At 68.1% G+C, this 24,096-nt stretch carries 24 protein-coding genes; 10 read left to right on the top strand and 14 right to left on the bottom strand.

All coding sequences use genetic code 11. From position 1 onward, the window contains the following. Window positions 1-2: 2 nt before the first annotated feature. Genes GLO27_RS05735 through abc-f form a run of 4 tightly spaced genes read right to left on the bottom strand, consistent with a single transcriptional unit; the run spans window position 3 to window position 3,426 of the window. Entirely contained in the window at window positions 3-452 is a 450-nt protein-coding gene (locus tag GLO27_RS05735; RefSeq protein WP_021200743.1) for a cupin domain-containing protein, read from the bottom strand. Then, the gene (locus tag GLO27_RS05730; protein ID WP_167253995.1) at window positions 449-1,072 is read right to left on the bottom strand and encodes a pyridoxamine 5'-phosphate oxidase family protein; all 624 of its coding nucleotides are present in this window, start codon (window positions 1,070-1,072) and stop codon (window positions 449-451) included. The genes GLO27_RS05735 and GLO27_RS05730 overlap by 4 nt, the downstream gene beginning before the upstream one ends. Before the next feature lie 44 nt (window positions 1,073-1,116). Beyond that, on the bottom strand, window positions 1,117-1,785 hold the full coding sequence (locus tag GLO27_RS05725; protein WP_152525916.1) for an HAD hydrolase-like protein: 669 nt from the start codon (window positions 1,783-1,785) through the stop codon (window positions 1,117-1,119). A 42-nt stretch (window positions 1,786-1,827) separates the two neighbouring features. Then, window positions 1,828-3,426: a ribosomal protection-like ABC-F family protein gene (abc-f, locus tag GLO27_RS05720; RefSeq protein ID WP_029261766.1), complete on the bottom strand. Its 1,599-nt coding sequence runs from the start codon at window positions 3,424-3,426 to the stop codon at window positions 1,828-1,830. Window positions 3,427-3,588: 162 nt separating this feature from the next. Here abc-f and GLO27_RS05715 point away from each other — a divergent pair, with 162 nt between their 5' ends. The 4 genes from GLO27_RS05715 (at window position 3,589) to GLO27_RS05700 (ending at window position 7,566) form a co-directional block, all read left to right on the top strand. Further along, window positions 3,589-4,206 (top strand): VTT domain-containing protein, encoded by a 618-nt coding sequence (locus GLO27_RS05715; RefSeq protein WP_029260248.1) that lies wholly within the window; start codon window positions 3,589-3,591, stop codon window positions 4,204-4,206. A 5-nt stretch (window positions 4,207-4,211) separates the two neighbouring features. Then, entirely contained in the window at window positions 4,212-5,474 is a 1,263-nt protein-coding gene (locus GLO27_RS05710) for a sensor histidine kinase (RefSeq protein ID WP_167253993.1), read from the top strand. Beyond that, on the top strand, window positions 5,471-6,142 hold the full coding sequence (locus GLO27_RS05705) for a response regulator transcription factor (protein ID WP_021200749.1): 672 nt from the start codon (window positions 5,471-5,473) through the stop codon (window positions 6,140-6,142). Before GLO27_RS05710 ends, GLO27_RS05705 begins: the two co-directional genes overlap by 4 nt. Before the next feature lie 98 nt (window positions 6,143-6,240). Next, complete coding sequence (locus tag GLO27_RS05700) at window positions 6,241-7,566, top strand: acyltransferase (protein WP_021200750.1); 1,326 nt, start codon at window positions 6,241-6,243, stop codon at window positions 7,564-7,566. A 1-nt stretch (window position 7,567) separates the two neighbouring features. Here GLO27_RS05700 and GLO27_RS05695 read toward each other — a convergent pair whose 3' ends face one another. Further along, window positions 7,568-8,161 carry a CbiQ family ECF transporter T component gene (locus GLO27_RS05695; RefSeq protein WP_021200751.1) on the bottom strand — a complete coding sequence of 198 codons (594 nt, stop codon included), beginning with the start codon at window positions 8,159-8,161 and terminating at the stop codon, window positions 7,568-7,570. Continuing rightward, window positions 8,158-8,856, bottom strand: a complete 699-nt coding sequence (locus GLO27_RS05690; protein WP_021200752.1) for an ABC transporter ATP-binding protein — start codon at window positions 8,854-8,856, stop codon at window positions 8,158-8,160. The genes GLO27_RS05695 and GLO27_RS05690 overlap by 4 nt, the downstream gene beginning before the upstream one ends. A 62-nt stretch (window positions 8,857-8,918) precedes the next feature. On the opposite strand from GLO27_RS05690, the gene GLO27_RS05685 reads away from it, so the two are divergent. Beyond that, the gene (locus GLO27_RS05685) at window positions 8,919-9,503 is read left to right on the top strand and encodes a TetR family transcriptional regulator (protein ID WP_021200753.1); all 585 of its coding nucleotides are present in this window, start codon (window positions 8,919-8,921) and stop codon (window positions 9,501-9,503) included. Here GLO27_RS05685 and GLO27_RS05680 read toward each other — a convergent pair. The 7 genes from GLO27_RS05680 to sufB form a co-directional block, all read right to left on the bottom strand. Continuing rightward, complete coding sequence (locus GLO27_RS05680; RefSeq protein WP_167253991.1) at window positions 9,466-10,833, bottom strand: MFS transporter; 1,368 nt, start codon at window positions 10,831-10,833, stop codon at window positions 9,466-9,468. The two genes, GLO27_RS05685 and GLO27_RS05680, sit on opposite strands and share 38 nt — an antisense overlap. Next, window positions 10,830-11,984, bottom strand: a complete 1,155-nt coding sequence (locus tag GLO27_RS05675) for an aminotransferase class I/II-fold pyridoxal phosphate-dependent enzyme (RefSeq protein WP_021200755.1) — start codon at window positions 11,982-11,984, stop codon at window positions 10,830-10,832. The genes GLO27_RS05680 and GLO27_RS05675 overlap by 4 nt, the downstream gene beginning before the upstream one ends. 89 nt (window positions 11,985-12,073) lie before the next feature. Then, window positions 12,074-12,403, bottom strand: a complete 330-nt coding sequence (locus GLO27_RS05670) for a metal-sulfur cluster assembly factor (protein WP_021200756.1) — start codon at window positions 12,401-12,403, stop codon at window positions 12,074-12,076. A 9-nt stretch (window positions 12,404-12,412) separates the two neighbouring features. After that, the gene (sufC, locus tag GLO27_RS05665) at window positions 12,413-13,183 is read right to left on the bottom strand and encodes a Fe-S cluster assembly ATPase SufC (RefSeq protein WP_021200757.1); all 771 of its coding nucleotides are present in this window, start codon (window positions 13,181-13,183) and stop codon (window positions 12,413-12,415) included. 3 nt (window positions 13,184-13,186) lie between these two features. Continuing rightward, window positions 13,187-13,513: a non-heme iron oxygenase ferredoxin subunit gene (locus GLO27_RS05660; RefSeq protein ID WP_017830403.1), complete on the bottom strand. Its 327-nt coding sequence runs from the start codon at window positions 13,511-13,513 to the stop codon at window positions 13,187-13,189. Further along, the gene (sufD, locus tag GLO27_RS05655) at window positions 13,510-14,727 is read right to left on the bottom strand and encodes a Fe-S cluster assembly protein SufD (protein ID WP_167253989.1); all 1,218 of its coding nucleotides are present in this window, start codon (window positions 14,725-14,727) and stop codon (window positions 13,510-13,512) included. Before sufD ends, GLO27_RS05660 begins: the two co-directional genes overlap by 4 nt. Beyond that, window positions 14,727-16,145, bottom strand: a complete 1,419-nt coding sequence (gene sufB, locus GLO27_RS05650; protein ID WP_021200759.1) for a Fe-S cluster assembly protein SufB — start codon at window positions 16,143-16,145, stop codon at window positions 14,727-14,729. The genes sufD and sufB overlap by 1 nt, the downstream gene beginning before the upstream one ends. A 233-nt stretch (window positions 16,146-16,378) precedes the next feature. On the opposite strand from sufB, the gene GLO27_RS05645 reads away from it, so the two are divergent. After that, window positions 16,379-17,485 carry a COX15/CtaA family protein gene (locus GLO27_RS05645; protein WP_167253987.1) on the top strand — a complete coding sequence of 369 codons (1,107 nt, stop codon included), beginning with the start codon at window positions 16,379-16,381 and terminating at the stop codon, window positions 17,483-17,485. Window positions 17,486-17,551: 66 nt separating this feature from the next. After that, complete coding sequence (locus GLO27_RS05640; RefSeq protein WP_167253986.1) at window positions 17,552-18,058, top strand: hypothetical protein; 507 nt, start codon at window positions 17,552-17,554, stop codon at window positions 18,056-18,058. A 76-nt stretch (window positions 18,059-18,134) separates the two neighbouring features. Here GLO27_RS05640 and GLO27_RS05635 read toward each other — a convergent pair whose 3' ends face one another. Then, entirely contained in the window at window positions 18,135-19,040 is a 906-nt protein-coding gene (locus GLO27_RS05635; RefSeq protein WP_136024288.1) for a heme o synthase, read from the bottom strand. A gap of 220 nt (window positions 19,041-19,260) precedes the next feature. Between GLO27_RS05635 and tkt the strand changes: the two genes are divergently transcribed. The 3 genes from tkt to GLO27_RS05620 are packed head-to-tail and all read left to right on the top strand — an operon-like array spanning window position 19,261 to window position 24,085. Further along, window positions 19,261-21,372, top strand: a complete 2,112-nt coding sequence (gene tkt / locus GLO27_RS05630; protein ID WP_031207717.1) for a transketolase — start codon at window positions 19,261-19,263, stop codon at window positions 21,370-21,372. Next, window positions 21,369-22,481, top strand: coding sequence for a transaldolase (gene tal, locus GLO27_RS05625; RefSeq protein ID WP_167253984.1), 1,113 nt, complete (start codon window positions 21,369-21,371; stop codon window positions 22,479-22,481). The genes tkt and tal overlap by 4 nt, the downstream gene beginning before the upstream one ends. Then, window positions 22,478-24,085, top strand: a complete 1,608-nt coding sequence (locus GLO27_RS05620) for a glucose-6-phosphate isomerase (RefSeq protein WP_167253982.1) — start codon at window positions 22,478-22,480, stop codon at window positions 24,083-24,085. Before tal ends, GLO27_RS05620 begins: the two co-directional genes overlap by 4 nt. Window positions 24,086-24,096: the final 11 nt, after the last annotated feature.

The following is a 24,096-nucleotide window of genomic DNA, read 5'->3' as shown; positions in this document are numbered from 1 at the left end:
CTTCAGCCGGTGCTCGCTCGGTCCGACCATGGCATCGGGCGCTCCGGTAGCCGCGAGCTGTCGTCCGGAAGGTGCGGCAGTTCCTCGCCGCCGGCGCGGAGACAGAGCCAGCGCAGTTCGCCCGGACTGTCCGGTCGCGCCCGCCACGTGCGAGCGACGCCCTGACCGACGCGGATCACGGTACCGGGGCCGACCTCCACCACATCGTCGTCCAGCCCCATCTGCCCTCGCCCTCCGAGGAACACGTAGACCTCTTCGATCTTCCGGTGCACGTGCCAGTAGCCGGCCTCTTCGCCCGGCTCCAACGCGTTCGCGGTCATCCCGATGTACTGCATCGTCAGCTCATGGTCGACGACGCGACGCCCGTCGCGCGATCGTGCGGCATCGAAGCCACCATGGTGGGTGCGCCACTCGTCGAGCGACCCGATCTCGAGCACCTGATAACCGCTCATGTCCGCTCCCCTGCGACTCTATATCTCGCCACACCGGCGGCCTCGCCCGTCACGCTGCGGCTCCAGCCGCCCTCCGCGCGCTGAAAGACGATCCGGCTGTGGTTCCGGTCCGCCGATCCCTGCCAGAACTCGACCCGCGCCGGGACGATCCTCCAGAGCACCCATTCCCCCGGCGCGACACCGCGACGAGCGTCAGCCGACCGCGCGGCGAGATCTGCGGCGCTCTCCACCTCGGACGCTTCCTGGATCATTCCCCGGACCCGCACGGCCCGTCGGAGCGGCTGCCACCAGAAGTTCAACGCCGCGGCAGGGCGTGCGGCGATCTGCTCGCCCTTGCGGGACGAGCGCGTCCCGGCGAACGCCCATCCTCGCGCGTCGACGCCCTTGAGGATCAGTGTCCTCGCATCCGGCACGCCGTCATCGTCGACCGTCGCCAGGGTCGCCGCGTGCGGTTCCGCGACCCCGCTCTCGGCGGCCTCTCCGATCCAATCGACGAAGAACGGCACGGGATCTTCGGGAAGCCCTGCGAGATCGAGCGGCGGCGCGACCCCGGTGAGGGAAGGCTGCGCACGCAACCAGTCGCTGATGTCTGACGAGGACGGGGGATGCGCGAACGGCATGCTCTCGACTATGCCATGGGTCCGCCCCGGGCAGGGCCGAGTGGTCAGGCGAGTTCGGCGGAGGCGGAACCCACCGGGAGCGGCCCCAGGAGGTCGATCAGCTCGCCGAGCGTCGAGACCCGGCGGGTGTCTCCTGCCCACTTCTGGTGCCCGCCGTCGAAATGGACGAACTCCGCGCCGAGATCGTCCGCGATCTCTCGATCGTGATTGGTGTCGCCGACGACGAGCACATCATGCGCAGCCATCCCGGATGTCGCCAGCCATCGCGAGATCACATCGTGCTTGGAGGCGCGGAAGGGATCGTCGATCGACAGCACCGCTTCGAACGCCTCGCCCAGGTCGTGCGGGGCCATCTGCCGAGCGAGGGCATCCGGAAGAGTCGCCGAAGCGAGGACCTGGCGGATCCCTCGCTCACGGAGCACCGCGAGCGTGGCCCGCACGTCGGAGTGGAGCGGCGCCTCGCCGACGCGCTGGGCGAGCAGGTCGAGATACGTGGTTGCGGCCGACAGGAATCGGTCGTCCCCGAGTCCGACCGAGCGGTAGAAGTCCCGGATCGGGAAGCGGAAGACGGATCGGTACGCGTGCTCGTCGGCGAGCGGTTCGAGCGCGTGCTCCTCGAGCACGGCGTTCATGACCTGACGGCAGATCTCGGCATCGTCGAGCAGCGTGCCGTTCCAGTCCCAGCAGATCGCGCGGATGTGACCCAGCCCCATGTCCGTCACGATATCCCGGGCCGCCGACACGGAACCGACCCCCTAGGCGAGCTCGATGAGGTCCTGGTACTCCTGGCTCCAGATGTCCTCGACCCCGTCCGGCAGGATCAGCACACGTTCGGGGTTGAGTGACTGCACGGCACCGGGGTCGTGCGAGACGAGCACGACTGCGCCCTCGTAGTGCGCGAGCGCACCGAGGATCTCCTCGCGCGAGGCAGGATCGAGGTTGTTGGTCGGCTCATCGAGCAGCAGCAGGTTCGCCGACGACACGACCAGCGTCGCGAGCGACAGACGGGTCTTCTCACCACCGGAGAGGACGCCGGCGGGCTTGAGCACGTCGTCACCCGTGAACAGGAACGACCCGAGCACCTTGCGCGCTTCGGTCTCCGTGATGTGCGGAGCGGCCGAGACCATGTTCTCGAGCACCGAGCGGTTCACGTCGAGGTTCTCGTGCTCCTGCGCGTAGTAGCCGACCTTGAGGCCGTGCCCCGGCTCGAGCTGTCCCGTATCGGGCTGGTCGACGCCGGCGAGCATCCGCAGCAGTGTGGTCTTTCCTGCACCGTTGAGTCCGAGCACGACGACCTTCGAACCGCGATCGATCGCCAGGTCGACGTCGGTGAAGATCTCGAGCGAGCCGTACGACTTCGAGAGGCCGGAGGCCATCATCGGCGTCTTACCGCAAGGAGCGGGCTTCGGGAAGCGCAGCTTCGCCACCCGGTCCTCCTGACGCACCTCGTCCAGTCCGGCAAGCAGCTTCTCGGCGCGCGCGATCATCTGGTGCGCAGCAGCGGCCTTCGAAGCCTTCGCACCGAAGCGGGCGGCCTGCAGCTGCAGGGTCGTCGCCTTCTTCTCGGCGTTCGCGCGTTCCTTCTTGCGACGCTCCTCATCAGCCACCCGCTGACGCAGGTAGTTCTTCCAGTTCATGTTGTACGTGTCGATGATCTGGCGGTTCGCGTCGAGGTAGAACACCCGGTTGACGGTCTCGCCCACGAGCTCCACATCGTGACTGATCACGATCAGCCCGCCCTTGTAGCCCTTGAGGAACTCGCGCAACCACACGACGCTGTCGGCGTCGAGGTGGTTGGTCGGCTCGTCGAGGATCATCGTCTGCGCGTCGGAGAAGAGGATGCGCGCGAGTTCGATCCGACGGCGTTGACCGCCGGACAGCGTCGACAGCGGCTGGTCGAGGATACGGTCGGGAAGCGACAGGTTGTTGGCGATGGACGCGGCTTCGGCTTCGGCCGCGTAGCCGCCCTGCGCCTCGAACTGCTCGGTGAGTCGGGCGTAGCGCTTCATGGCCTTGTCGGCCACCGCGGGGTCGTCGGAACCCATGGCGAGGGCCGCCTCGGTCATGCCGAGGTTGAGCTGACCGAGCCCGCGGGCATCGAGGATGCGCGTACGCGCGAGGTCTTCGGGATTGCCCGAACGAGGGTCCTGCGGCAGGTAGCCGAGTTCCCCGGAGCGGGTGACGCTTCCGCCCGACGGGAGCACGTCACCGGCGAGCACCTTGGTGAGCGTGGTCTTCCCGGCCCCGTTGCGGCCGACGAGTCCGATCTTGTCTCCGTCGGCGACGCGGAACGAGACGTTCTCCATCAGCAGGCGCGCGCCAACGCGGATCTCGAGGTCGTGCACGGCAAGCACAGCGGACGTCCGTTCTTTCGGGGAGGTTGTCGGCCGATCGGCCAGCCTCCCAGTATAAGCGGCGTCGCCGGGAGTCGCGCTCAGCAAGATCACTCCGAAGGGTGAGGGTCCCGATACCCGAGAGGGATGCCCGGCTCGGGATCCGCTGCATAACGTACGGGAGTGGACATCCTCAACGAGCTCATCATGCAGGCGATCGCCTCACCCTGGCTGTACCTGGTCCTGTTCGCCGTCACCGTCATCGACGGCTTCTTCCCCCCGGTTCCCAGCGAGACCGTGCTCGTCGCCGCGGCGGCGGTCACCGCCTCCACCGGCGAGGGAAACCTGGTGCTCCTCGGGCTCGTCGCCGCGATCGGTGCGGCGATCGGAGACAACGTCGCCTTCGTCATCGGGCGAGCGGTGGGCACGACGAGGTTCGCGTGGATGCGACGCCCCCGGGTGGCGGCGGCATTCGCTCACGCCCAGCGCGCACTCGACCGTCGGAGCGCGACGCTCATCCTCGGCGCCCGCTACATCCCGGTCGGTCGGGTCGCCGTCAACATGAGCGCGGGCGCTCTCCACTTCCCCTGGCGGCGCTTCCTCCCCTTGAGTCTCATCGCCGGGGTCAGCTGGAGCGTGTTCAGCCTCGCGATCGGTCTGCTCGCCGGCGCCTGGATCAAAGACCAGCCCCTGCTCAGCGCCGGGCTCGGCATCGTCATCGCCCTCGTCATCGGGTTCGTGATCGACCGGATCGCCGCGGCCCGTCGCCGCCGTGCGCCGGCGCCCCAGCTGGCAGGATGACAGTCATGGCACGACGCCGGGAGCGCACACCGCTCCGCCAACGGATCAACCGCCGCACCTCCGCCCTCGTGGCGCTGGGTGCGGCGGTCGTGGCGCTGTACGCGGTGTTCGTCCCGCTGCAGACCCTCCTGTACGGCACACCGCTGCCGCTGTCGTTCATCCTCGGAGCTGTGCTGTGCGCTTCGCCGCTCCTCGCGATCTCACGTCCTCGCTGGGCTCTCATCCTGTTCACGGCGAGTGCGTTCACCCTGCCGCTCACGGTCGTGCCGGAGCTGGCGATCCAGTCTCCCTGGCCGTGGTCCGTTCCGGCACTCCTCGTCTTCGTCCTCTTCGTCGGCGTCGTCACTTTCCTCCATGGGACGAGGATCGGGGCCTTCGCCCTGATCCTCGGGGCGATCGCCTCGCTTCTCGCCCCCGTGCTCCGGCCCGACATGGTCGCCCTCCCGGCGTCATCCGCCAGTGCGACCGCCGACCTGATCGTCACGACTGCAGTCGCCTCCGCGATGTTCCTCATCGCAGCGCTGATAGCCGGGCGGGTCCGCGTCGCCGCCGAGCTGACGCGCGAGAAGGAGCACAGCGCGCTCGAGGAGGCCAGGCGCGCGCTCGTCGAAGAGCGCACACGGATCGCCAGGGAGCTGCACGACGTCGTCGCCCACAGCATGTCGGTGATCCAGGTGCAGGCCTCGACGGCCAAGTATCGGATTCCCGAGCTCGGCACCGCCGCCATCACGGAGTTCGACGACATCGCCGCCACCGCCCGGACCTCGCTCACGGAGATGCGACGCATGCTCGGGGTGCTCCGCACCGAAGACCAGAGCGCCGAACTGGCCCCGCAGCAAGGCGTCGACGACATCCCCGCCCTTGTCGACAGCATCCGCCGCGCCGGTGTCGACGTCGGACTCGTCCTCGAAGGAACCGAAACCGCCTCCGCCACACCTGCTGTCCAGATCGCCGCCTTCCGCATCGTGCAGGAGGCATTGAGCAACGCCGTGCGACACGCACCCGGTGCGCGCATCGCTGTGCGCGTGCGCGCAGAGGCGCCCAGCATCCACATCCAGGTGCACAACGACGCACCGCCGCACCGCGCCGAGAGTCACGGCACCGGTTACGGGCTCCGGGGCATGCGGGAGCGCGCCGAGATCCTCGGCGGCAGTCTCTCCGCCGGCCCCGCGTCCGACGGAGGATGGGATGTCGACGCCGTCCTCCCCCTCGACGCCGCCCCGGCCGGCACACCTTCATCCCCTTCCCCTGACAAGGAGAGCCTGTGACCATCAGCGTCCTCATCGCCGACGACCAGGCCATGGTTCGAGCAGGGTTCGCCGCGCTCCTCGATGCCCATGACGGCATCCGCGTGACCGGGCAGGCGGCGAACGGTGCGGAAGCGGTCACCCTCGCAGCGCGTCTCGATCCCGATGTGATCCTCATGGATGTGCGCATGCCGGAGCTCGACGGGATCGAGGCCACGAGGCGCATCCTCGGCCCCTCCTATCCGGCCGCGCACGTACCTCGAATCCTGATGCTCACCACATTCGACATCGACGACTACGTGTACGACGCGCTCGAGGCCGGCGCCAGCGGCTTCCTGCTGAAGGATGCTCTACCGGAGGAGCTCGTGCACGCGGTTCGGGTCGTCGCGGACGGCGATGCGCTGCTCGCGCCCAGCGTGACGCGCCGCATGATCGAGCAGTTCGCCGGCCGCCGCCCCCGCGCACCGCGCTCGGCGACGGCTCTCGCCGAGCTCACGGATCGCGAGCGCGAGGTGCTCGTGCTCATCGGTCGAGGTCGTTCTAACACCGAGATCGCCGCCGATCTCTTCATCGCAGAGCAGACCGTCAAGACGCATGTCGGCAAGGTGCTCGCCAAACTGAGCCTGCGAGACCGCGTGCACGCCGTGATCCTCGCGTACGACACCGGACTCGTCGAACCGTCGTCCTGACTCACCCCGTCGTAGGGGGTCGTGACGGCACCCACGGGTGATGCCCTCGCCGGCACCACCTCCATAGTCTCCTGGAACACCGCTTCCGAGGAGGACTCATGGCCATCGTCCAGGCACCGCGCGCCGTCAGCACCACAGCTCCCCCACGCGCATCCCGCGACACCGGGATCGACTTCCTCCGGGCCCTCTGCGTCCTCGGGGTCGTGCTCCTGCACGCCATCATGGTCGGCGTCACCGTGACCGATTCCGGACCGGTCTTCGCCAATGCCAGCGACGGGACCGGATGGATCGCGCCGCTCAGCTGGTTCCTCCAGGTGATGCCCCTGTTCTTCGTCATCGGAGGGTTCTCGGGTCTGCTGGCCTACCGGCGGATGCATCAGCGCGGAGGCACGGCCATCGGCTTCGTCGCCGGCCGTGTGCATCGACTGCTGCGTCCGGCGATCTTCACGATCGCGGTCATCGCACTCGCACTCGCGCTGCTCACGGTCTTCGGCGTTCCCGCCGACCTCATCGCGACGGCGGGATTCCGATACGGGCAGCCGCTCTGGTTCCTGGGCGTCTTCCTGCTCTGTCAGGCTCTGCTCCCTCTTCTCGCCTCCGCCCATGAACGCGCACCGCTGCGCACGATCGGCGCGCTGGTGCTCGCCTCGATCACCGTCGACGTGCTGCGCACAGCCACCGGCATCGACGGGCTGGGGTTCCTGAACCTCGCTTTCGTGTGGATGACCCTCCAGCAGCTCGGGTTCTTCCTGGCCGACGGCAGCATCGACCGCCTCGCCAGGCGCGTACGCGCCACCGCCGGGATCACGGCCCTCCTTCTGCTCGTCGCGACCTTCGCCTTCGGCATCTACTCCCCCGACCTCATCGCGAACATCAACCCGCCGACCGCGGCGCTCCTCCTCGTCGGAGTTGCGCACACCAGCCTGCTGTCACTGCACCGCGAGCGTCTCGAACGGTTCAGCCGTCGGCCGCGGGTCGCCGCGTTCACCGCCTTCGTGACGGTGCGCACCATGACGATCTACCTCTGGCACATGCCGGTACTGCTCCTGATGGCCGGTGTCACCGCAGTGTACGCACTCGTCGCCGGAGCCAGCCTGCCGGCGTTGGACAGCGCGGGATGGTGGGCCGGGCGTCCCCTCTGGCTGGCGACGGCTCTCGCTCTCACCGCTCTCGTCGCCGTCGCCTTCACGCGATTCGAGTCGCAGCCCGCGCCCTCGGCGACGACCTCGATGCACCGCATCGTCATCGGAACCTTGAGCGGTCTGGTCGGGATCGTGCTCCTTCTGGTGCTCGGCACCTCGGTATCGACCGCGCTGATCGCGATCGCGCTGATCGGCGCCGCGCTGCGACTCTCGTCGCTGTCGGCTTCTCAGCGACCGACACAGCGAGCACGAGTCGCAGTCAACGCGCCAGTGCCGGCCTGAGTCAGACGATGCCCCGGGCCGCCAGCGCTTCGCCGACGTCATCCGCGTGCCGCAATGCGAGCACCAGCAGCGGCACGACGGTGCGGATCCCCAGGCGCACATCGCGGGCCTGCTCGGCTTCGCGCACGCGTGCGGCGAACCCGGCGATCACCGGGACTGTCGTGAGGGTGAGCGATATCGTCAGCGCCACCGCCTCCGGATCGACCCGCATGCTGCGAAGCGGACGGAGGAGACGATGGAGCACCGCGAGAAGGTCCGACATCCGAGTGGTCAGGGTCAGCAGGCTCGCCAGGAGGAGCACCGCCACGACCCTCCCTGTGCTGATCCACGCGGCGACGGGCGACACGAAGATGAGCAGCGCCGCGGCGAGGACGAGGACGATCCAGCGCAGACGCCAGGCCTCCGTGACGAGCACACGGAACGGCAGTCCGCTCAGGCCGTACAGCCCCACGACGATCGCGAGCGAGACGCCGATGCTCAGCGAGTCGTGCGGATACAGCGAGAGCACGAGGGCGCCGACAGCCAGGGCCGCGAGTTTGAAGCCTGCCGGCGCTCGATGGATGAGCCCCGTTCCCGGACGGTAGAGCGGGATCATGCGCACGCCCGCCGGTAGGCGTCGATCACGCGCGCCGGCTCACCGGAGGCGGCGATCCTCCCGTCCTCGAAGAGCAGCGCGGCGTCGCAGCGGGCAGCGAGGTCGAGGTCGTGCGTGACCACCACCACCTGCGCCTGCTGTGCGAGCAGGAGGTCGCCGATGCGGCGGGCGTTCCGTAGATCCAGCAGCGTGGTCGGCTCGTCGGCGACGATCACGCGCGGTTGCGCGATGAGCACCGACGCCAGCGCGAGCATCTGCTTCTGCCCACCGGACAGCATCGATGCCGGGACCTCGGCGTGCGCGCCCAGTCCGTTCGTCTCGAGGGTCTCCTGGACGCGCGCGGCCACTTCCGCCTTCGGGCGACCGCGCAACGACAGCGCGAGATCCTCGGCCGGTGTCGGCATGAGGATCTGCGCATCCGGATTGGTGAAGACGAAGCCCACGAGGCGGCGCACCGCTGCACGCTCCTGCACGGTGTCATGTCCGTGCACACGCACGGTGCCGCTGTGGGGTGTGACGAGTCCGTTCAGCAGCCTCGCGAACGTCGACTTCCCCGAACCGTTCGCCCCGATCACGGCGATCGTGGAAGCCGTGAGCTCGACGCTGATGTCATGCAGCACCGAACGTCCGTCGAGTTGCACCGACACCCGCTCGAGCGTGATCGGAGCCCCGGCGACCTGAGGGCACCCCATCATCTGATCTCCCCGTCACGGTCCTGAACACTGTTCACCTGAACGTCGTTCACTATAATCGGAGCATGAGTCCCGAGCACAATCCGGCACGTCACGACCGCGACAGCGTGGCCAGGCGCGCTCTCGCCCTGCTCGACGAGGTGGGACTCGCCGATCTCTCGATGCGGCGCATCGCCGCCGGGCTCGACGTGCAACCCAGCGCGCTCTACTGGCACTTCGCGAGCAAGCAGGAGCTGCTGGCCGAACTCGCCGACCGGATCACCGCATCGATCCCTCACGGGAGCACCGACGTCCTCACGACCGCGCGCGGCATCCGCGACGCACTCTTCGCCTACCGTGACGGCGCCGAACTGGTCCTCAGCACCTATGCGCTCCAACTCGGCTCGTCGCAGGCGCAGACCGCGCTGACCGATGCGCTCCGCGCGCAGGGAGCCCCCGATGCGGATGACCGTGGAGCCGCGATCCTGCATTTCGTGCTCGGACACGCAACGCTCGTCCAACAGCGCATGCATGCCGACAGCCACGGCGCTCTGCCCGACGCCGGCGCTCTCGACGTCACCGCCGGACTCGATGGCGTGTTCGACCTCGGGGTCACCGCCCTCGCGGGAGACCTCAGCGCGCCGGCGACTCCGCCGCGTGCCCGAGCCTGAGCCCGGGTACGACAGCCAACGCGACGAGAGCGATACAGAACGCGAAGACCGCGCTGAACGCCCCGGCCTCGCCGCCGAGCGTCGCGACACCGAGACCGGCGAGTGCGATGGCGACGGCTGATCCGGCCGCGTCCGATATCGACAACGCGGAGGAGTTGAACCCCTGATTGGTCTCGTCCGAGTAGGCCAGGGTCAGGACGGTGAGGCGTGGATAGAGCAGTCCCATCCCGCCGCCGGCGAATGCCCAGCCCACCACCACGACGGCCGCCGAGACGTCGAACACGGCGGCGGTGAGCACGCACAGCATCGCGACCAGGAGTGACCCCAGGCTGATCGTCGTGATGCGGTGATTGCCGAGTCTCTCGCCGAACCGCCCCTGCAGGGCCGAGGCACCCGCCCACGCGAGGGCCGCGAGCATGAGGGCGACGCCCGCCCAGGTCGCGCTGAAGTCGAACTTCTTCATCAGCAGATAGGGGATGTAGGCCTCCGCAGCGAAGAAGGCTCCCGCCACGATTCCTCGCATGAGCACCACGCTGGGAAGCCCCAGCCCTGCCCGCAAGGTACGCCGCGGCAGGAGTGGCAGTACGGCGAAGCCGATCGCCAGCACGACGCCGAGCGCCACCGGCCATCTGATCGAGGGGGTCATCTCGGCGGAGAAGCCGACGACGACGGCGAGGACCGCGACGACGACCGCGAGCAACAGGCGGACGATGAGCGTACGGCGATCCTGCGGCTCGCCACGCCCGAGGTCGACCCCACGGAGGCGGACGGCGATCATCAGGAACGCCGCAGCGGTGAGCACGGCCACGCCCAAGAAGGCCCAGCGCCAATCGAGATACTCGGCGACGGCGCCCGCCAGAAACGGACCGACCATGGACGGCACGACCCACGCCGCGGCGAAGGCGGCGAAGATCCGACCGTGCAGATGGGGCGGATACAAGCGTGCGACCACGACGTACAGTGCGACCGTCTGCCCTCCCGTCCCGAGCCCCTGGACGAGGCGTCCGACCAGGAACTGATGCATCGTGACGGCGAAGCCCGAGAGGAGCAGACCGATGATGAAGAGCGTCACCGCGACGTAGAGGGCGCCGCGGGGGCCGCGGGCATCTGACCAGGCTCCGGTCGCGACCATGCCGATCACGCTCGTCGCGAGGGTTCCCGCGAAGGCCACGGCGAACAGGGCCTCACCATCGAGAGCCTCGCTGACGATCGGCATCACCGTCGTGACGGCCAGAGCCTCGATCGCCGCGAGGAAGATCAGCGCGACCGCGCCGAGAGTCACCCAGATCCGTTGGCGGTCCCAGATCGTCGCGGCGTCGGCGGCGGTCATCGGCCGACGAGCGACGCGATGCGCTCGATGGCCTCGGTGAGGATCTCGGGGCTGGTGCCGAAGTTCAGTCGCACGTGGCCCGCGCCCTCCGCGCCGAACGACGGCCCGAAGTGCAGGGCGACCTTGGCGTCCTTGAGGATGCGCCGAGCGGGGTTGTCGCCCCACTCCAGTGCGGAGAGATCTATCCAGGCGAGGTAGCCCGCATCGGGGATGCGGTAGCGCGCGCCGGGAAGACGGGCGGCGAGAAGATCCTCGAGCAGCACGCGGTTCTCGTCGAGAGTGCGCAGCAGACCGTCGAGCCACTCATCGCTCTCCTCCGAGAACGCCGCGACGGCCGCGAGCAGCCCGAACTGCCCCGTTCGCCATTCGACCTCGACCGGAAGACCTCGGACGACGGCGCTGGTCGCGTCGTCGGCCGTGACCATGAGGGCGCACTTGAGCCCGGCCAGGTTGAACGCCTTGCTGGCGCTCACGACGGCGTAGCCCACCCGCTGTGCAGAGTCGCTCACGGACAGGAAAGGGGTGAACCCCGTGCCCGGTTGGGCGAGGGGCGCATGGATCTCGTCCGAGACGACCGCGACGCCGAACTCGTCGGCCAGCTCCGCGAGCGCTGCGAGACTGTCCCGATCGTGCACCGTGCCAGTGGGGTTGTGCGGGTTGCAGAGCAGGATCGCCGTCGCACCGTCGTCGAACGCCGCGCGGATCCCGTCGATGTCGAGCTCCCAGCCGGTGCCGGTATCGCGAAGCGGTACCCGTTCGACCTCTGCACCGGCCTCGGCGACCAGATCGTAGAAGGGTGGGTACACGGGCGGCGTCACGACGATCCGCTCCCCCGGCTGCGTCACGCGACGCAGGATCTCCACGATCCCCATGCTCACGTCAGCCGTGCTGCGCATCCGGGCCGGGTCAGGGTCCCACCCGTAGCGTCGGCTCGCGAAGGCCGCGAACGACTCCGCGAGCGGCGTGCGCGAGGCGACATACCCTGTGTCACCGATCTCCACCGCACGCTGCAACGCCGTCGAGATGGCCGGAGCCAACGGGAAATCGGTCTCCGCGACGAACAGCGGCAAGACGTCGGCGGGGTACTCCCGCCACTTCTCGCTGCTGCGCTCGCGGAGTTCCGCAAGAGGCAGGGCCTTCACCTGAAGCATTGGTTCTCCCGAGGTTCCGACACGCGCCGTCGCGGTGCCATCCGATCCGACGCGCGCCGATGATGCCTTCCGGCAATGCTCCTGCGGGGTCAGATAGCGAAGCCGAGGGCGCGCATCATGTCGCGTCCGTCATCCGTGATCCGCTCCGGGCCCCACGGCGGCATCCAGACCCAATTGATCCGGAAGCGATCGACGACGCTGTCCAGAGCCTGGGCGGTCTGGTCCTCGAGGACGTCCGTGAGCGGGCAGCCGGCGCTGGTCAGCGTCATGTGGATGACGAGAGCATCGTTCTCGTCATCCCAGGCGAGGTCGTAGATGAGGCCGAGGTCGACGACGTTGATCCCGAGCTCGGGGTCCATGACGTCTTTGAGAGCCTCGGTGACCGCGTCGTACTTCTCGTCCGTGAGGGTCGCTGTCATGCGATCAGCCTACGCCTCGATGGGGGCTGCAGGGTCGAGGAAACGGTCGTATCCCTCGTTCTCCAGCCGGTCCGCGAGCTCGGGGCCACCCTCTTCGACGATCTTGCCCGCGACCACCACGTGGACGAAGTCGGGCCGGATGTAGCGGAGGATGCGGGTGTAGTGCGTGATCAGCAGCACGCCGAGCCCGGTGGACTCCTTCGCACGGTTGACGCCCTCGGAGACGATCTTGAGCGCGTCGACGTCGAGGCCGGAGTCGGTCTCGTCGAGGATCGCGAACTTCGGCTTCAGCACCTCGAGCTGCAGGATCTCGTGACGCTTCTTCTCGCCACCGGAGAAGCCCTCGTTGACGTTGCGCTGCGCGAACTTCGGGTCCATGCGCAGGTTCGACATGGCCGCCTTGACGTCCTTGGTCCAGCCGCGGATCGCCGGCGCTTCGCCGTCGAGTGCCGTCTTGGCCGTGCGCAGGAAGTTCGTCACCGTGACGCCGGGGATCTCGACCGGGTACTGCATCGCGAGGAAGAGGCCGGCGCGGGCCCGCTCGTCGACGCTCATCTCCAGGACATCCTGGCCGTCGAACGTGATCGAACCGGAGGTCACCGTGTACTTGGGGTGCCCGGCGATCGTGTAGGCCAGCGTCGATTTGCCAGAGCCGTTGGGGCCCATGATGGCGTGGGTCTCACCCGTGTTCATGGTGAGGTTGATTCCGTTGAGGATCGGGGTGGTCCCCGCATCGGTCTCGACCGTCACATGCAGGTCGCGGATCTCGAGAACAGACATTCTTCAGACTTCCTTAATCACAGTCGGATCGATGAGCACGTCGTCGCCGTCGATCTGGACGACATAGACGGGGACGGGCTCATATGCGGGGAGATTCTGGGGCTTGCCGGTGAGCAACGAGAAGGCGGAGCCATGGGCCCAGCACTCCACGGTGTCACCCTCGACGAAGCCCTCGGACAACGAGATGTCGCCGTGGGTGCAGGTGTCGCCGATGGCGTGGATGACGCCCTCGCCGTCTTTGATCACCGTGATGGGGACGCCGCCCGGGTCCACGCGCAGCGGCATGTCCTGTTCGAGGTCGGCGACGCCGCAGACGCGCTCGGCGGTCATGCGCTCACCTCGGCGAGCTCCGTCTCGATCGCTGCCAGCAGTTCGGTCTCGAGGGCGGGGATGCCGAGGCGCTGCACGATGTCGGTGAGGAACCCGAGCACGACCAGACGTCGCGCCTCCTCCTCGGTGATGCCGCGAGCCTGCAGGTAGAACAGCTGCTCGTCGTCGAACCGACCGGTGGCACTCGCGTGTCCGGCGCCGAGGATGTCACCGGTCTCGATCTCGAGGTTCGGGATGGAGTCGGCACGCGCGCCCTCCGTCAGCACCAGGTTGCGGTTCGCCTCGTAGGAGTCGGTTCCGGTCGCGTCGGCGCCGATCAACACGTCGCCGATCCACACGCTGTGCGCGCCCTCACCCTGCAGCGCGCCCTTGTAGAGGACATCACCCTTGGTGTGGGGTCCCTTGTGGTGCAGGTAGACCTGACTCTCGAGGTGCTGCCCGGCATCCGCGTACGAGAGCCCGTACAGGTACCCCTCGGACCCGGCGCCCGTCAGCTCGACGCTCGGGTTGACGCGGACCACTCCGCCGCCGAAGCTGATCACGAAATGCCGGAGAGTCGCGTCTGCTCCGACCGTCGCCTGGTGAGCGGACGCGTGAACCGCGTCGTCTTCCCAGCGCTGGAGACTGACGACGGTGAGCTTGGCTCCGTCGCGCACGATGATCTCGACGTTCTGCGCATACTGCGCGGAACCGGAGTGCGCGAGCACGATGGTGCCGCGCGAATGCGGGAGGGCTTCGATGAGGATCTGCCCGAAAGCGCGCTTGTCTGCACCCTTCCCCTCGACGGGGACGATGATCGGCTCGTCGAGTTCGGCCTCAGCAGGGATCTGGATGTGCAGACCGCGGGGGCTGTGCTTCCACGCGAGGGCGCTCGGCAGATCCTCGGGGCGGAAGAACTCGCCGTACGGGCCCTTCTCGTCCGCAGACGGCTCGAGGAACGCTTCGGCCGCGCCGAGACCATAGGTCACCGCGTCCTCGTCTCCCTGCTCGTCGGTGAAGAGTCCGCCGAACTTCGCGATCGGCGTGTGCTTCCAGTTGACCTCGCGCCCGGTCGGGGCGCCGAAATCAGCGGGGTCGAAGGAGTGCGGGCGCTCCGAGCGGGTCTGCACGGGGACGAATCCCGCGGCGGCGACCTGTGCCGCCGGATCGATGTGCGCGCTCACGGGCGCGTCGGTGTTCTGCGCCTCGGCGGGCGCTGTCGTCGAGGCCGTCACTAGCCGACCGATCCTTCCATGCCCATCTCGATGAGCTTGTTCAGTTCCATCGCGTACTCCATGGGAAGCTCCCGTGCGATCGGCTCGATGAAGCCGCGCACGATCATCGCCATCGCCTCGTCCTCGGGCATGCCGCGGGACTGCAGGTAGAACAGCTGCTCCTCGCTCACCTTCGAGACCGTGGCCTCATGGCCGAGCTGCACGTCGTCGACGCGGATGTCGATGGCCGGGTAGGTGTCGGAGCGGGACTTGGTGTCCACGAGCAGAGCGTCGCAGCGCACCGTGTTGGCGGAGTGGTGCGCCGCCGCGTCGACGCGCACCTCGCCGCGGTATCCGGCACGTCCGCCACCACGAGCGATCGACTTCGAGACGATCGACGACTGCGTGTAGGGCGCCATGTGGATCATCTTGGCGCCGGCATCTTGGTGCTGACCGGGACCGGCGAAGGCGACGGACAGGGTCTCGCCCTTGGCGTGCTCGCCCATCAGATAGATCGACGGGTACTTCATCGTGACCTTGGAGCCGATGTTGCCGTCGACCCACTCCATGGTCGCGCCCTCGTACGCCACGGCGCGCTTGGTGACCAGGTTGTAGACGTTGTTCGACCAGTTCTGGATCGTCGTGTACCGAACGCGGGCGTTCTTCTTCACGATGATCTCGACGACGGCCGAGTGCAGGGAGTCCGACTTGTAGATCGGAGCCGTGCAGCCCTCGATGTAGTGGACATAGCTGTCCTCGTCGGCGATGATGAGCGTCCGCTCGAACTGCCCCATGTTCTCGGTGTTGATGCGGAAGTAGGCCTGCAGCGGGATCTCGACGTGCACGCCCTTCGGGACGTACACGAACGAACCGCCAGACCACACGGCGGTGTTCAGCGCGGCGAACTTGTTGTCGCCTGCGGGGATGACGGTGCCGAAGTACTCCTCGAAGAACTCGGGGTGCTCGCGCAGTGCCGTGTCGGTGTCCATGAAGATGACGCCCTGGGCTTCGAGGTCTTCGCGGATCTGGTGGTAGACGACCTCGGACTCGTACTGAGCCGCGACGCCGGCCACGAGGCGCTGACGCTCAGCCTCGGGGATGCCGAGGCGCTCATAGGTCTCGCGGATCTCGGCGGGAAGGTCTTCCCACGTCTGCGCCTGCTTCTCGGTGGAGCGGACGAAGTACTTGATGTTGTCGAAGTCGATCTCGCTGAGGTCTGCACCCCAGGTCGGCATCGGCTTGCGCCCGAAGAGCTGGTACCCCTTGAGACGGGTCTTCAGCATCCATTCGGGCTCATTCTTGAGGCTCGAGATCCCACGGACGACGTCTTCGGAGATGCCGCGTTTCGCGATGGCACCCGCAGCATCCTCATCGTGCCAGCCGAATTCGTACACCCCCAGACCGTCAAGCTCCGGGCGGTCGATCAGCACATCCGACATCCAACACTCTCCTCACAGGTCCCAAACGGTGTCATCCGCCCCGACACACCTGATCCCCGTCGAGTCTGCGGGAGCGGGTGCCGTTGGTGGGCCCTCATCACCGGCGCTTCCATCGCGCCTAAACTGTTGACGATGCTTCAGCGCTGTCAGCGCTCATCGCAACAATCCGATTCTACAGGTTCCGCCTGACAGACGGGCCATGCCCGCCGCGTCCCGTGCGGTCCGGAGGACTTATGCCCGAGACGATGATCCCCGCCAGCTCGACGACGCCGGCGGTCCCCGCCCGTTCCTCGTCCTGGGGGCGCGCGTTGACGGTCTTCGCGTGGTTGTCGTTCATCAGCGAGACCATCATCATCGGCACCGGCGGCGCCGTCCGTCTCACCGGATCGGGCCTGGGATGCTCGGACTGGCCCCTGTGCACCCCGGACTCACTGGTGCCGATCCTCGAGGTGCAGGGCATCCACGGGATCATCGAGTTCGGCAACCGTCTGATGACCGGCGTGGTCGGGATCATCGCGCTGGTCGTGGTGCTGCTGGTGCTGCGTCTGTTCAGCGGGAAGCGCGGCCTCGTCAACGCGCTCTGGTTCGCGGCCGGCGGCCTCGTCGCCGCGGGTGTCGCCTACGCCGTCGCCGCTCCGTTCCACATCCCCGCCTTCCCGATCGCCTCCGGTGTCCTGCTCATCGCGGTCATCGCCGCGGCTGTCCGATCCGTGCGCACGACTCCGGCGAGACGGGACCTCGTCCTGCTCGCCTGGCTCACGCTGATCGGCGTGGTCGCGCAGGCGCTCGTCGGCGGCATCACGGTCCTCACCGGACTCAACCCGTTCATCGTGGGCTTCCACTACACCTCGTCGCTGCTGCTCGTGTGCATCACCGCGGCCTTCCTCGTGCGGTTGAAGACCTCCCCCGGACCGCGCGAGCGTGCGGTGCCCGCCTGGTTCGCCGTCGTCACGCACGTGACCGGCCTGGCTCTGGCGGTCACGATCGTGTTCGGCGTGCTCACGACCGGCTCCGGCCCGCACTCGGGCGACGCCGATGTGCTGCGTCACGGGTTCGACGCGACCGTGCTGGCACACGTGCACTCGTGGCCGGGCTACATCCTGGCGGCGCTAGTGCTGTTCCTCACGGTCGCGGCGTGGGTGCTGCGACTCGAGCCGCGCCGGTGGCTGCTCGTCCTCGTCCTCGCGATCCTCGTGCAGGTCGGCGTCGGCGTCTGGCAGGCCAGAGAGGGCCTCCCGCCTGTCCTCGTCGGCATCCACATGGTCTTGGCCTCGCTCTCCGCCGCGACCTACACCGTGGTCGTGCTGCACCTCAAGCGCACGGCCGCAGCCGCGGACTGACCCCGCACAGGCGATCCACAGGCGGCGCATCGTCGACTCATCAGGATGTCGGCGATGATGGTCCGCATGAACAAGTCACTCACACGAAGCATCGGATTCTGGCTCCTCCTGGTCGTGTCCCTCGGCACGACGGCGGTCGGCGCCTGGCTGATCTCCGGTCAGATCGGCACGATGACGACCACGCTGCTCGATGGCACCGCCACCGGCGTCGAGGTATACGTCGGTCAGTCGCTCGTCGTGGTGGGTGCCGGCGTGCTCGCAGCCGGAATCGTCGGCATCCTGCTGACCCTCGGACTCGTCGCTGCACGTTCACTCGTCCCCACGCCCGCCCCGGCCGTCGTCGAAGCGATCGACTGGACCGTCGAGACCAACGAGACGCCCGCCCCTGTCGCGGTCGCCCCTTCGGTCGGCACCACGCCGTCGACCGACGCCACTCCTGTGTCCGAGGACGTGGCGACCGACGCCGTTCCCGAGACCGCGGCCACGAACGACACGGCCCCGAATGACGCGGCCACGAACGGCGCGCCCGCGATCGACGCCGAGCCGGACAGCACTCCGCCGATCACCCGCTGATCGTCGGAACGGATGACGACGGAGCGGCGCCGAGGAATTCCTCGGCGCCGCTCCGTCGTCTCAGACGTAACCCGGGTCAGAACGGCAGCAGCGGGTCGACCGCAACCGCCACGAAGATCAGCGTGAGGTAAGTGATCGACGCGTGGAAGACGCGCATCGGACGCGGTTCGGTTCCGTGGACCGCACGGTTGTAGAGGCGGTGCGACTCGTAGATGAACCATCCGCCGAACACCGTGGCAGACACGGTGTACACCAGCCCCATGTTCGCGATCGGGATGAGGAGAAGCGAGCAGGCGACGGTGGCCCACGCGTAGAGGATGACCTGGAGGCCGACCTGCGAGGCGTTGCGCGTGACGCCCAGCATCGGAACGTCGACATCTTCGTAGTCGTCCTTGTACTTCATCGACAGCGGCCAGTAGTGCGGCGGCGTCCACAGGAAGACGAGGAGGAACAGGATGAACGCCGGCCAGTCGAGCGAACCGGTGACCGCGGACCATCCGATGAGCACCGGGAAGCAACCGGCGATCCCGCCCCAGATGATGTTCTGCTCGGTGCGGCGCTTGAGGATCATCGTGTAGATCACGACGTAGAAGAAGATGGCCGTCGCCGAGAGGGCCGCCGTGAGCCAGTTCGTCGTGACGAGGAGCCAGACGGTCGAGGCGACGGCGAGCGTCCACGAGAAGACCAGGGCGCCGCGCGGGCTGACCTCGCCGGTCACCAGCGGGCGGTTCTCGGTGCGGTGCATGTGCGCATCGATGTCGCGGTCGAGGTACATGTTGAAGGACGCCGCGGAACCGGCGCTCAGCGAGCCGCCGATGACGGTGGCCAGCACGAGCCACAGGTTCGGGAGTCCGCCCTGCGCCAGGAACATCACCGGCACGGTCGACACGAGCAGCAGCTCGAGGACACGCGGCTTGGTCAGCGTGACGTAGGCCTTCACCGTGCGACCGATGGACGACTTCCTCACGGTCTGATCAGACATCGTCGAGATCTCGATCGCCTCCTCCGCACGTGTGACCGGACAACCTCTCCAGTGTATGACACGGGATGACGTGTTCCGGCTCGCGGGCCCGCGTAGCGCAAGGCACGTCACCGCTATGCTGAAAACACTCGCGCGCCCGGCGATGTGCACACTTCTCCGTGATGATGCGGATGCGCCAGGGAATACGGGCGCCCTCGAAACTGTCGGAAAGGGCATGAACGTGTCGGAATTGCAGTGGGATGAGATCGATCGACGCGCGGTGGACACCGCTCGAATCCTGGCGGCCGATGCCGTGGAGAAGGTCGGTAACGGTCACCCCGGCACAGCCATGAGCCTCGCTCCGGCCGCGTATCTCCTCTACCAGCGGGTGCTGCGTCACGACCCGACCGATGTCGACTGGCTCGGTCGCGACCGGTTCATCCTTTCGGCCGGACACTCCTCCCTCACCCAGTACGTCGAGCTGTACCTCGGCGGCTTCGGTCTCGAGCTGGACGACCTCAAGGCGCTGCGCACCTGGGGCTCGCTGACGCCGGGCCACCCGGAGTACGGCCACACCAAGGGTGTGGAGATCACCACCGGCCCCCTCGGCCAGGGCCTCGCATCGGCCGTGGGCTTCGCGTACGCCGCCCGGTACGAGCGCGGTCTCTTCGACCCCGAGGCTGCGGCCGGTACGAGCCCCTTCGACCACTTCGTGTACGTGATCGCCGGTGACGGCGACTTGCAGGAGGGCGTGACCAGCGAGGCCTCCTCGCTCGCGGGCCACCAGCAGCTCGGCAACCTGATCGCGATCTACGACTCCAACCAGATCTCCATCGAGGACGACACGAACGTCGCCTTCACCGAAGACGTCGCGAAGCGCTACGAGTCCTACGGCTGGCAGGTGCAGGTCGTCGACTGGAAGAAGACCGGCGAATACGTCGAAGACGTCGCCGAGCTGTTCGCTGCGATCGAAGCCGCCAAGGGCGAGACCTCGAAGCCGTCGCTGATCATCCTCAAGACCATCATCGGCTGGCCGTCGCCGGGCAAGCAGAACTCCGGCAAGATCCACGGCTCCGCTCTCGGCGCCGACGAGCTCGCCGCGACCAAGAAGGTGCTCGGCTTCGACCCCGAGCAGAACTTCGTTGTCGCTGATGACGTGCTCGCACACACCCGTGGACTCGCAGCTCGCGCCGCCGACGTCCGTGCCGCCTGGCAGGAGTCGTTCGATGCCTGGGCCGCCGCGAACCCCGAGAAGAAGGCCCTGCTCGACCGCCTGGAGGCGCACGAGCTGCCTGGCGACATCACGAGCGCGCTGCCCGTCTTCGAAGCCGGCAAGGAGGTGTCGACCCGCGCCGCGTCCGGCCAGGTCATCAACGCCCTCGCTGCCGAGCTCCCCGAGCTGTGGGGCGGTTCGGCCGACCTCGCCGAGTCGAACCTCACCACGATCAAGGGCGCGCCCTCGTTCATCCCGGCGGAGTGGTCGACCCACGAGTGGTCGGGCAACCCCTACGGTCGAGTGCTCCACTTCGGCATCCGCGAGCACGCCATGGGCGCGATCATCAACGGCATCGTGCTCCACGGCCCGACGCGCGCCTTCGGCGGGACCTTCCTGATCTTCAGCGACTACATGCGCCCGCCCGTGCGTCTCGCGGCGCTCATGAACGTGCCCAGCATCTTCGTCTGGACCCACGACTCGGTCGCCCTCGGCGAAGACGGTCCGACCCACCAGCCCGTCGAGCAGCTCGCGACGCTCCGCGCGATCCCGAATTTCACGGTCGTGCGCCCCGCGGACGCGAACGAGACGGCAGCGACGTGGCTGGAGATCCTCCGCCGCCACGAAGGACCCGCCGGCATCGCCCTGACTCGCCAGAACATCCCGGTGTTCGAACGCGGCGAGGGCGCAGCCTCCGGCGACACCTTCGCCTCGGCCGTCAACGCCGCCAAGGGCGCCTACGTCCTCGCTGAAGCACCCAACGGCACCCCGGACGTCATCATCGTGGCCACCGGCTCGGAGGTGCAGCTCGCGGTGAACGCCCGCGAGGCGCTGGCTGCGGAAGGTGTGAACGTGCGGGTCGTCTCCGCTCCGTCGCTGGAGTGGTTCGACGAGCAGGATGCGGAGTACCGCGAGAGCGTGCTTCCCGCCTCCGTCACCGCCCGTGTCTCGGTCGAGGCGGGATCCGTGCTCAGCTGGCGCGGCATCGTCGGCGACCGCGGCCGTTCGGTCGGCATCGACCACTTCGGCGCCTCCGCGGACTACAAGACCCTCTTCGAGAAGTTCGGCATCACCACCGAGGCCGTCATCGCGGCCGCCCGCGAGACCATCGCGGCCAACAGCACCAAGGAGAACGCATGAGCACCCCCACCGCACAGCTCGCCGCCGCCGGCGTCAGCATCTGGCTCGACGACCTCTCCCGCACGCGCATCTCCTCGGGTAACCTCGCCGACCTGATCTCGTCGCGCAACGTCGTGGGCGTGACGACCAACCCGACGATCTTCGCGAACGCGATCACCGACAAGAACGACACGTCGTACGACGCTCAGGTCACCGAGCTCGCCGCCTCCGGCGCCACTGCGGAGGAAGCGGTCTTCGCCGCGACCACCCAGGATGTCGCTGCCGCCCTCGACGTGTTCCGCCCGGTCTGGGAGGCATCGAACCACGTCGACGGCCGCGTCTCCATCGAGGTCTCCCCCGACCTGGCGCATGACACCGCCGGCACCGTGGCACAGGCCAAGGAGCTGTGGTCCAAGGTCGACCGCCCGAACCTGCTCGTCAAGATCCCGGCGACCAAGGCCGGTCTCCCCGCCATCGCCGAGGCGATCGGGGCGGGCATCAGCGTCAACGTCACGCTGATCTTCAGCCTGGAGCGCTACGCCGAGGTCATCGAGGCGTACCTGACCGGCCTCGAGACCGCCAAGGCCGCGGGCATCGATCTGTCGACGATCCACTCCGTCGCCTCGTTCTTCGTGTCGCGCGTCGACACCGAGACCGACAAGCGCCTCACCGCGATCGGCACGGAGGCCGCAGAGGCCCTCAAGAGCAAGGCTGGGCTCGCCAACGCACGCCTCGCCTACGAGTTGTTCGAGAAGACGTTCGCCGGCGAGCGTGCCACGGCTCTCCTCGACGCGGGCGCGAACCTGCAGCGTCCGCTGTGGGCGTCCACCGGCGTCAAGGACCCGGCCCTGCCCGACACGCTCTACGTCACCGAGCTCGTCGCCCAGGGTGTCGTCAACACGATGCCCGAGAAGACGCTCGAGGCCACGTTCGATCACGGTGTCGTCACGGGCGACACCATCACCGGTGGTTACGAAGAGGCCCGCGCCGTCTTCGCCGGGCTCGCCGAGGTCGGCATCGACTTCGCCGATGTCACCCAGGTGCTGGAAGACGAGGGCGTATCGAAGTTCATCGACTCGTGGCACGATCTGCTGACGCAGGTCGCCGAAGGACTGGAGTCGCAGCGATGACGTTCTCGATCCACACATCCGGTGCACCCCGCGCCGCGATCGATGAGACGGTACCCAGCCTCGTCCATGATCTGATCGCCTCGCGCATCACCGGCGGAGACGCGACTCTCTGGGGCCCCGCGGCCGAAGCCGAGGCCTCCGTGCGCCTCGGATGGGTGGAGGCCGTCTCGGTCTCCCGTCCGCTCGTCGCCGAGATCGTCGCACTGCGTGCCGACCTCGAGGCCAAGGGCGTCACCCGCGTCGTGCTGGCGGGCATGGGCGGTTCGTCGCTCGCGCCCGAGGTCATCGCGCAGACCGCGGGCGTCCCCCTCACGATCCTCGACTCCACGGCTCCGGGACAGGTGCTCGCCGCTCTCGACGAGGGCCTCGCCGACACCGTGCTCGTCGTCTCGTCGAAGTCCGGCTCCACGGTCGAGACCGACTCTCAGCGGCGCACGTTCGAGGCGGCGTTCCGCGACCTCGGCATCGACCCCGTCGAGCGCATCGTGGTCGTCACCGATCCCGGCTCGCCGCTCGACGCCTCGGCTCGCGAGGCGGGTTACCGCGTCTTCAACGCGGACCCGAACGTCGGCGGACGCTACTCGGCGCTCACCGCCTTCGGCCTGGTGCCGTCCGGGCTCGCGGGGGTCGACATCGATGAGCTGCTGAACGAGGCCGAGGCCTCGCTGCTCGAGGTGGCCGTCGACTCGGCCGAGAATCCCGCCCTGCGCCTGGGCGCGGCGATCGCCGCGACGAACCCCCGCCGCGACAAGCTCGGGCTGATCACCGACGGCACGCACATCAAGGGTCTCCCGGACTGGATCGAGCAGCTCATCGCCGAATCCACCGGCAAGGAGGGCACGGGCATCCTCCCGGTCGTCCTGCTCCCGGTCTCCCCCGAGCTCGATCCCGTGCCCGCCGACCTGCAGATCGTCCGACTGGTCGATGACGCCAACGAGTTCCACCTGCACGAGCGTCACGAGGGCGAGATCCTCGTCAGCGGAACGCTGGGCGCCCAGCTGATCGTGTGGGAATACGCCACGGCGATCGCCGGACATCTGCTGCGCATCAACCCGTTCGACCAGCCCGACGTCGAGTCGGCCAAGGTCGCTGCTCGCGGCCTCCTCGACGCGCGTCCGGAGCCGACCGCTCCCGCATTCGTCGAGAACGGCGTCGAGGTCCGCGTGTCGGATCCGGCTCTCGCCGTGTCCGGCAACGTCGAGGGCGTGCTCGATGCTCTCTGGGCCCGGCTTCCGGCAGACGGCTACGTGTCGATCCAGGCCTACGTCAACCGTCTCGAGGTGCCGCAGCTCCAGGGCCTGCGCGAGCTGGTCGCGGCAGACTCCGGAAGACCCACCACGTTCGGATGGGGGCCGCGGTTCCTGCACTCGACCGGCCAGTATCACAAGGGCGGCCCCGCGCAGGGCGTGTTCCTGCAGATCCTGGAGCGCACCGAGGTCGACCTCGAGATCCCGGACCGTCCCTTCACCTTCGGGCAGCTCATCCAGGCCCAGGCCGCCGGTGACGCTGCTGTGCTCGCCGAGCACGGCCGCCCCGTCGTCACGCTGACGATCACGGAGTCCTCCGACGACGTGCTCGCCCTCTTCGAAGCCGCACAGAAGTAACAGCAGGAGAA

The sequence above is a fragment of the Microbacterium sp. Be9 genome, from assembly GCF_011754135.1.
In the GTDB taxonomy this organism is placed as follows: domain Bacteria; phylum Actinomycetota; class Actinomycetes; order Actinomycetales; family Microbacteriaceae; genus Microbacterium; species Microbacterium maritypicum_A.
Note: the sequence above shows the minus strand (reverse complement) of the source record. Positions and strands in the feature narration are given on the sequence as shown.

Coding starts and splice junctions, on each gene's coding strand:
- GLO27_RS05725 (WP_152525916.1), bottom strand. CDS start 1,785: ATGGGGCTGGGTCACATCCGCGCGATCTGCTGGGACTGGAACGGCACG.
- GLO27_RS05730 (WP_167253995.1), bottom strand. CDS start 1,072: ATGCCGTTCGCGCATCCCCCGTCCTCGTCAGACATCAGCGACTGGTTG.
- GLO27_RS05695 (WP_021200751.1), bottom strand. CDS start 8,161: ATGATCCCGCTCTACCGTCCGGGAACGGGGCTCATCCATCGAGCGCCG.
- GLO27_RS05635 (WP_136024288.1), bottom strand. CDS start 19,040: ATGTCTGATCAGACCGTGAGGAAGTCGTCCATCGGTCGCACGGTGAAG.
- GLO27_RS05680 (WP_167253991.1), bottom strand. CDS start 10,833: ATGACCGCCGCCGACGCCGCGACGATCTGGGACCGCCAACGGATCTGG.
- GLO27_RS05640 (WP_167253986.1), top strand. CDS start 17,552: ATGAACAAGTCACTCACACGAAGCATCGGATTCTGGCTCCTCCTGGTC.
- GLO27_RS05645 (WP_167253987.1), top strand. CDS start 16,379: ATGCCCGAGACGATGATCCCCGCCAGCTCGACGACGCCGGCGGTCCCC.
- sufB (WP_021200759.1), bottom strand. CDS start 16,145: ATGTCGGATGTGCTGATCGACCGCCCGGAGCTTGACGGTCTGGGGGTG.
- tal (WP_167253984.1), top strand. CDS start 21,369: ATGAGCACCCCCACCGCACAGCTCGCCGCCGCCGGCGTCAGCATCTGG.
- GLO27_RS05685 (WP_021200753.1), top strand. CDS start 8,919: ATGAGTCCCGAGCACAATCCGGCACGTCACGACCGCGACAGCGTGGCC.
- GLO27_RS05675 (WP_021200755.1), bottom strand. CDS start 11,984: ATGCTTCAGGTGAAGGCCCTGCCTCTTGCGGAACTCCGCGAGCGCAGC.
- GLO27_RS05700 (WP_021200750.1), top strand. CDS start 6,241: ATGGCCATCGTCCAGGCACCGCGCGCCGTCAGCACCACAGCTCCCCCA.
- GLO27_RS05710 (WP_167253993.1), top strand. CDS start 4,212: ATGGCACGACGCCGGGAGCGCACACCGCTCCGCCAACGGATCAACCGC.
- GLO27_RS05660 (WP_017830403.1), bottom strand. CDS start 13,513: ATGACCGCCGAGCGCGTCTGCGGCGTCGCCGACCTCGAACAGGACATG.
- GLO27_RS05620 (WP_167253982.1), top strand. CDS start 22,478: ATGACGTTCTCGATCCACACATCCGGTGCACCCCGCGCCGCGATCGAT.
- GLO27_RS05735 (WP_021200743.1), bottom strand. CDS start 452: ATGAGCGGTTATCAGGTGCTCGAGATCGGGTCGCTCGACGAGTGGCGC.
- sufC (WP_021200757.1), bottom strand. CDS start 13,183: ATGTCTGTTCTCGAGATCCGCGACCTGCATGTGACGGTCGAGACCGAT.
- GLO27_RS05670 (WP_021200756.1), bottom strand. CDS start 12,403: ATGACAGCGACCCTCACGGACGAGAAGTACGACGCGGTCACCGAGGCT.
- GLO27_RS05690 (WP_021200752.1), bottom strand. CDS start 8,856: ATGATGGGGTGCCCTCAGGTCGCCGGGGCTCCGATCACGCTCGAGCGG.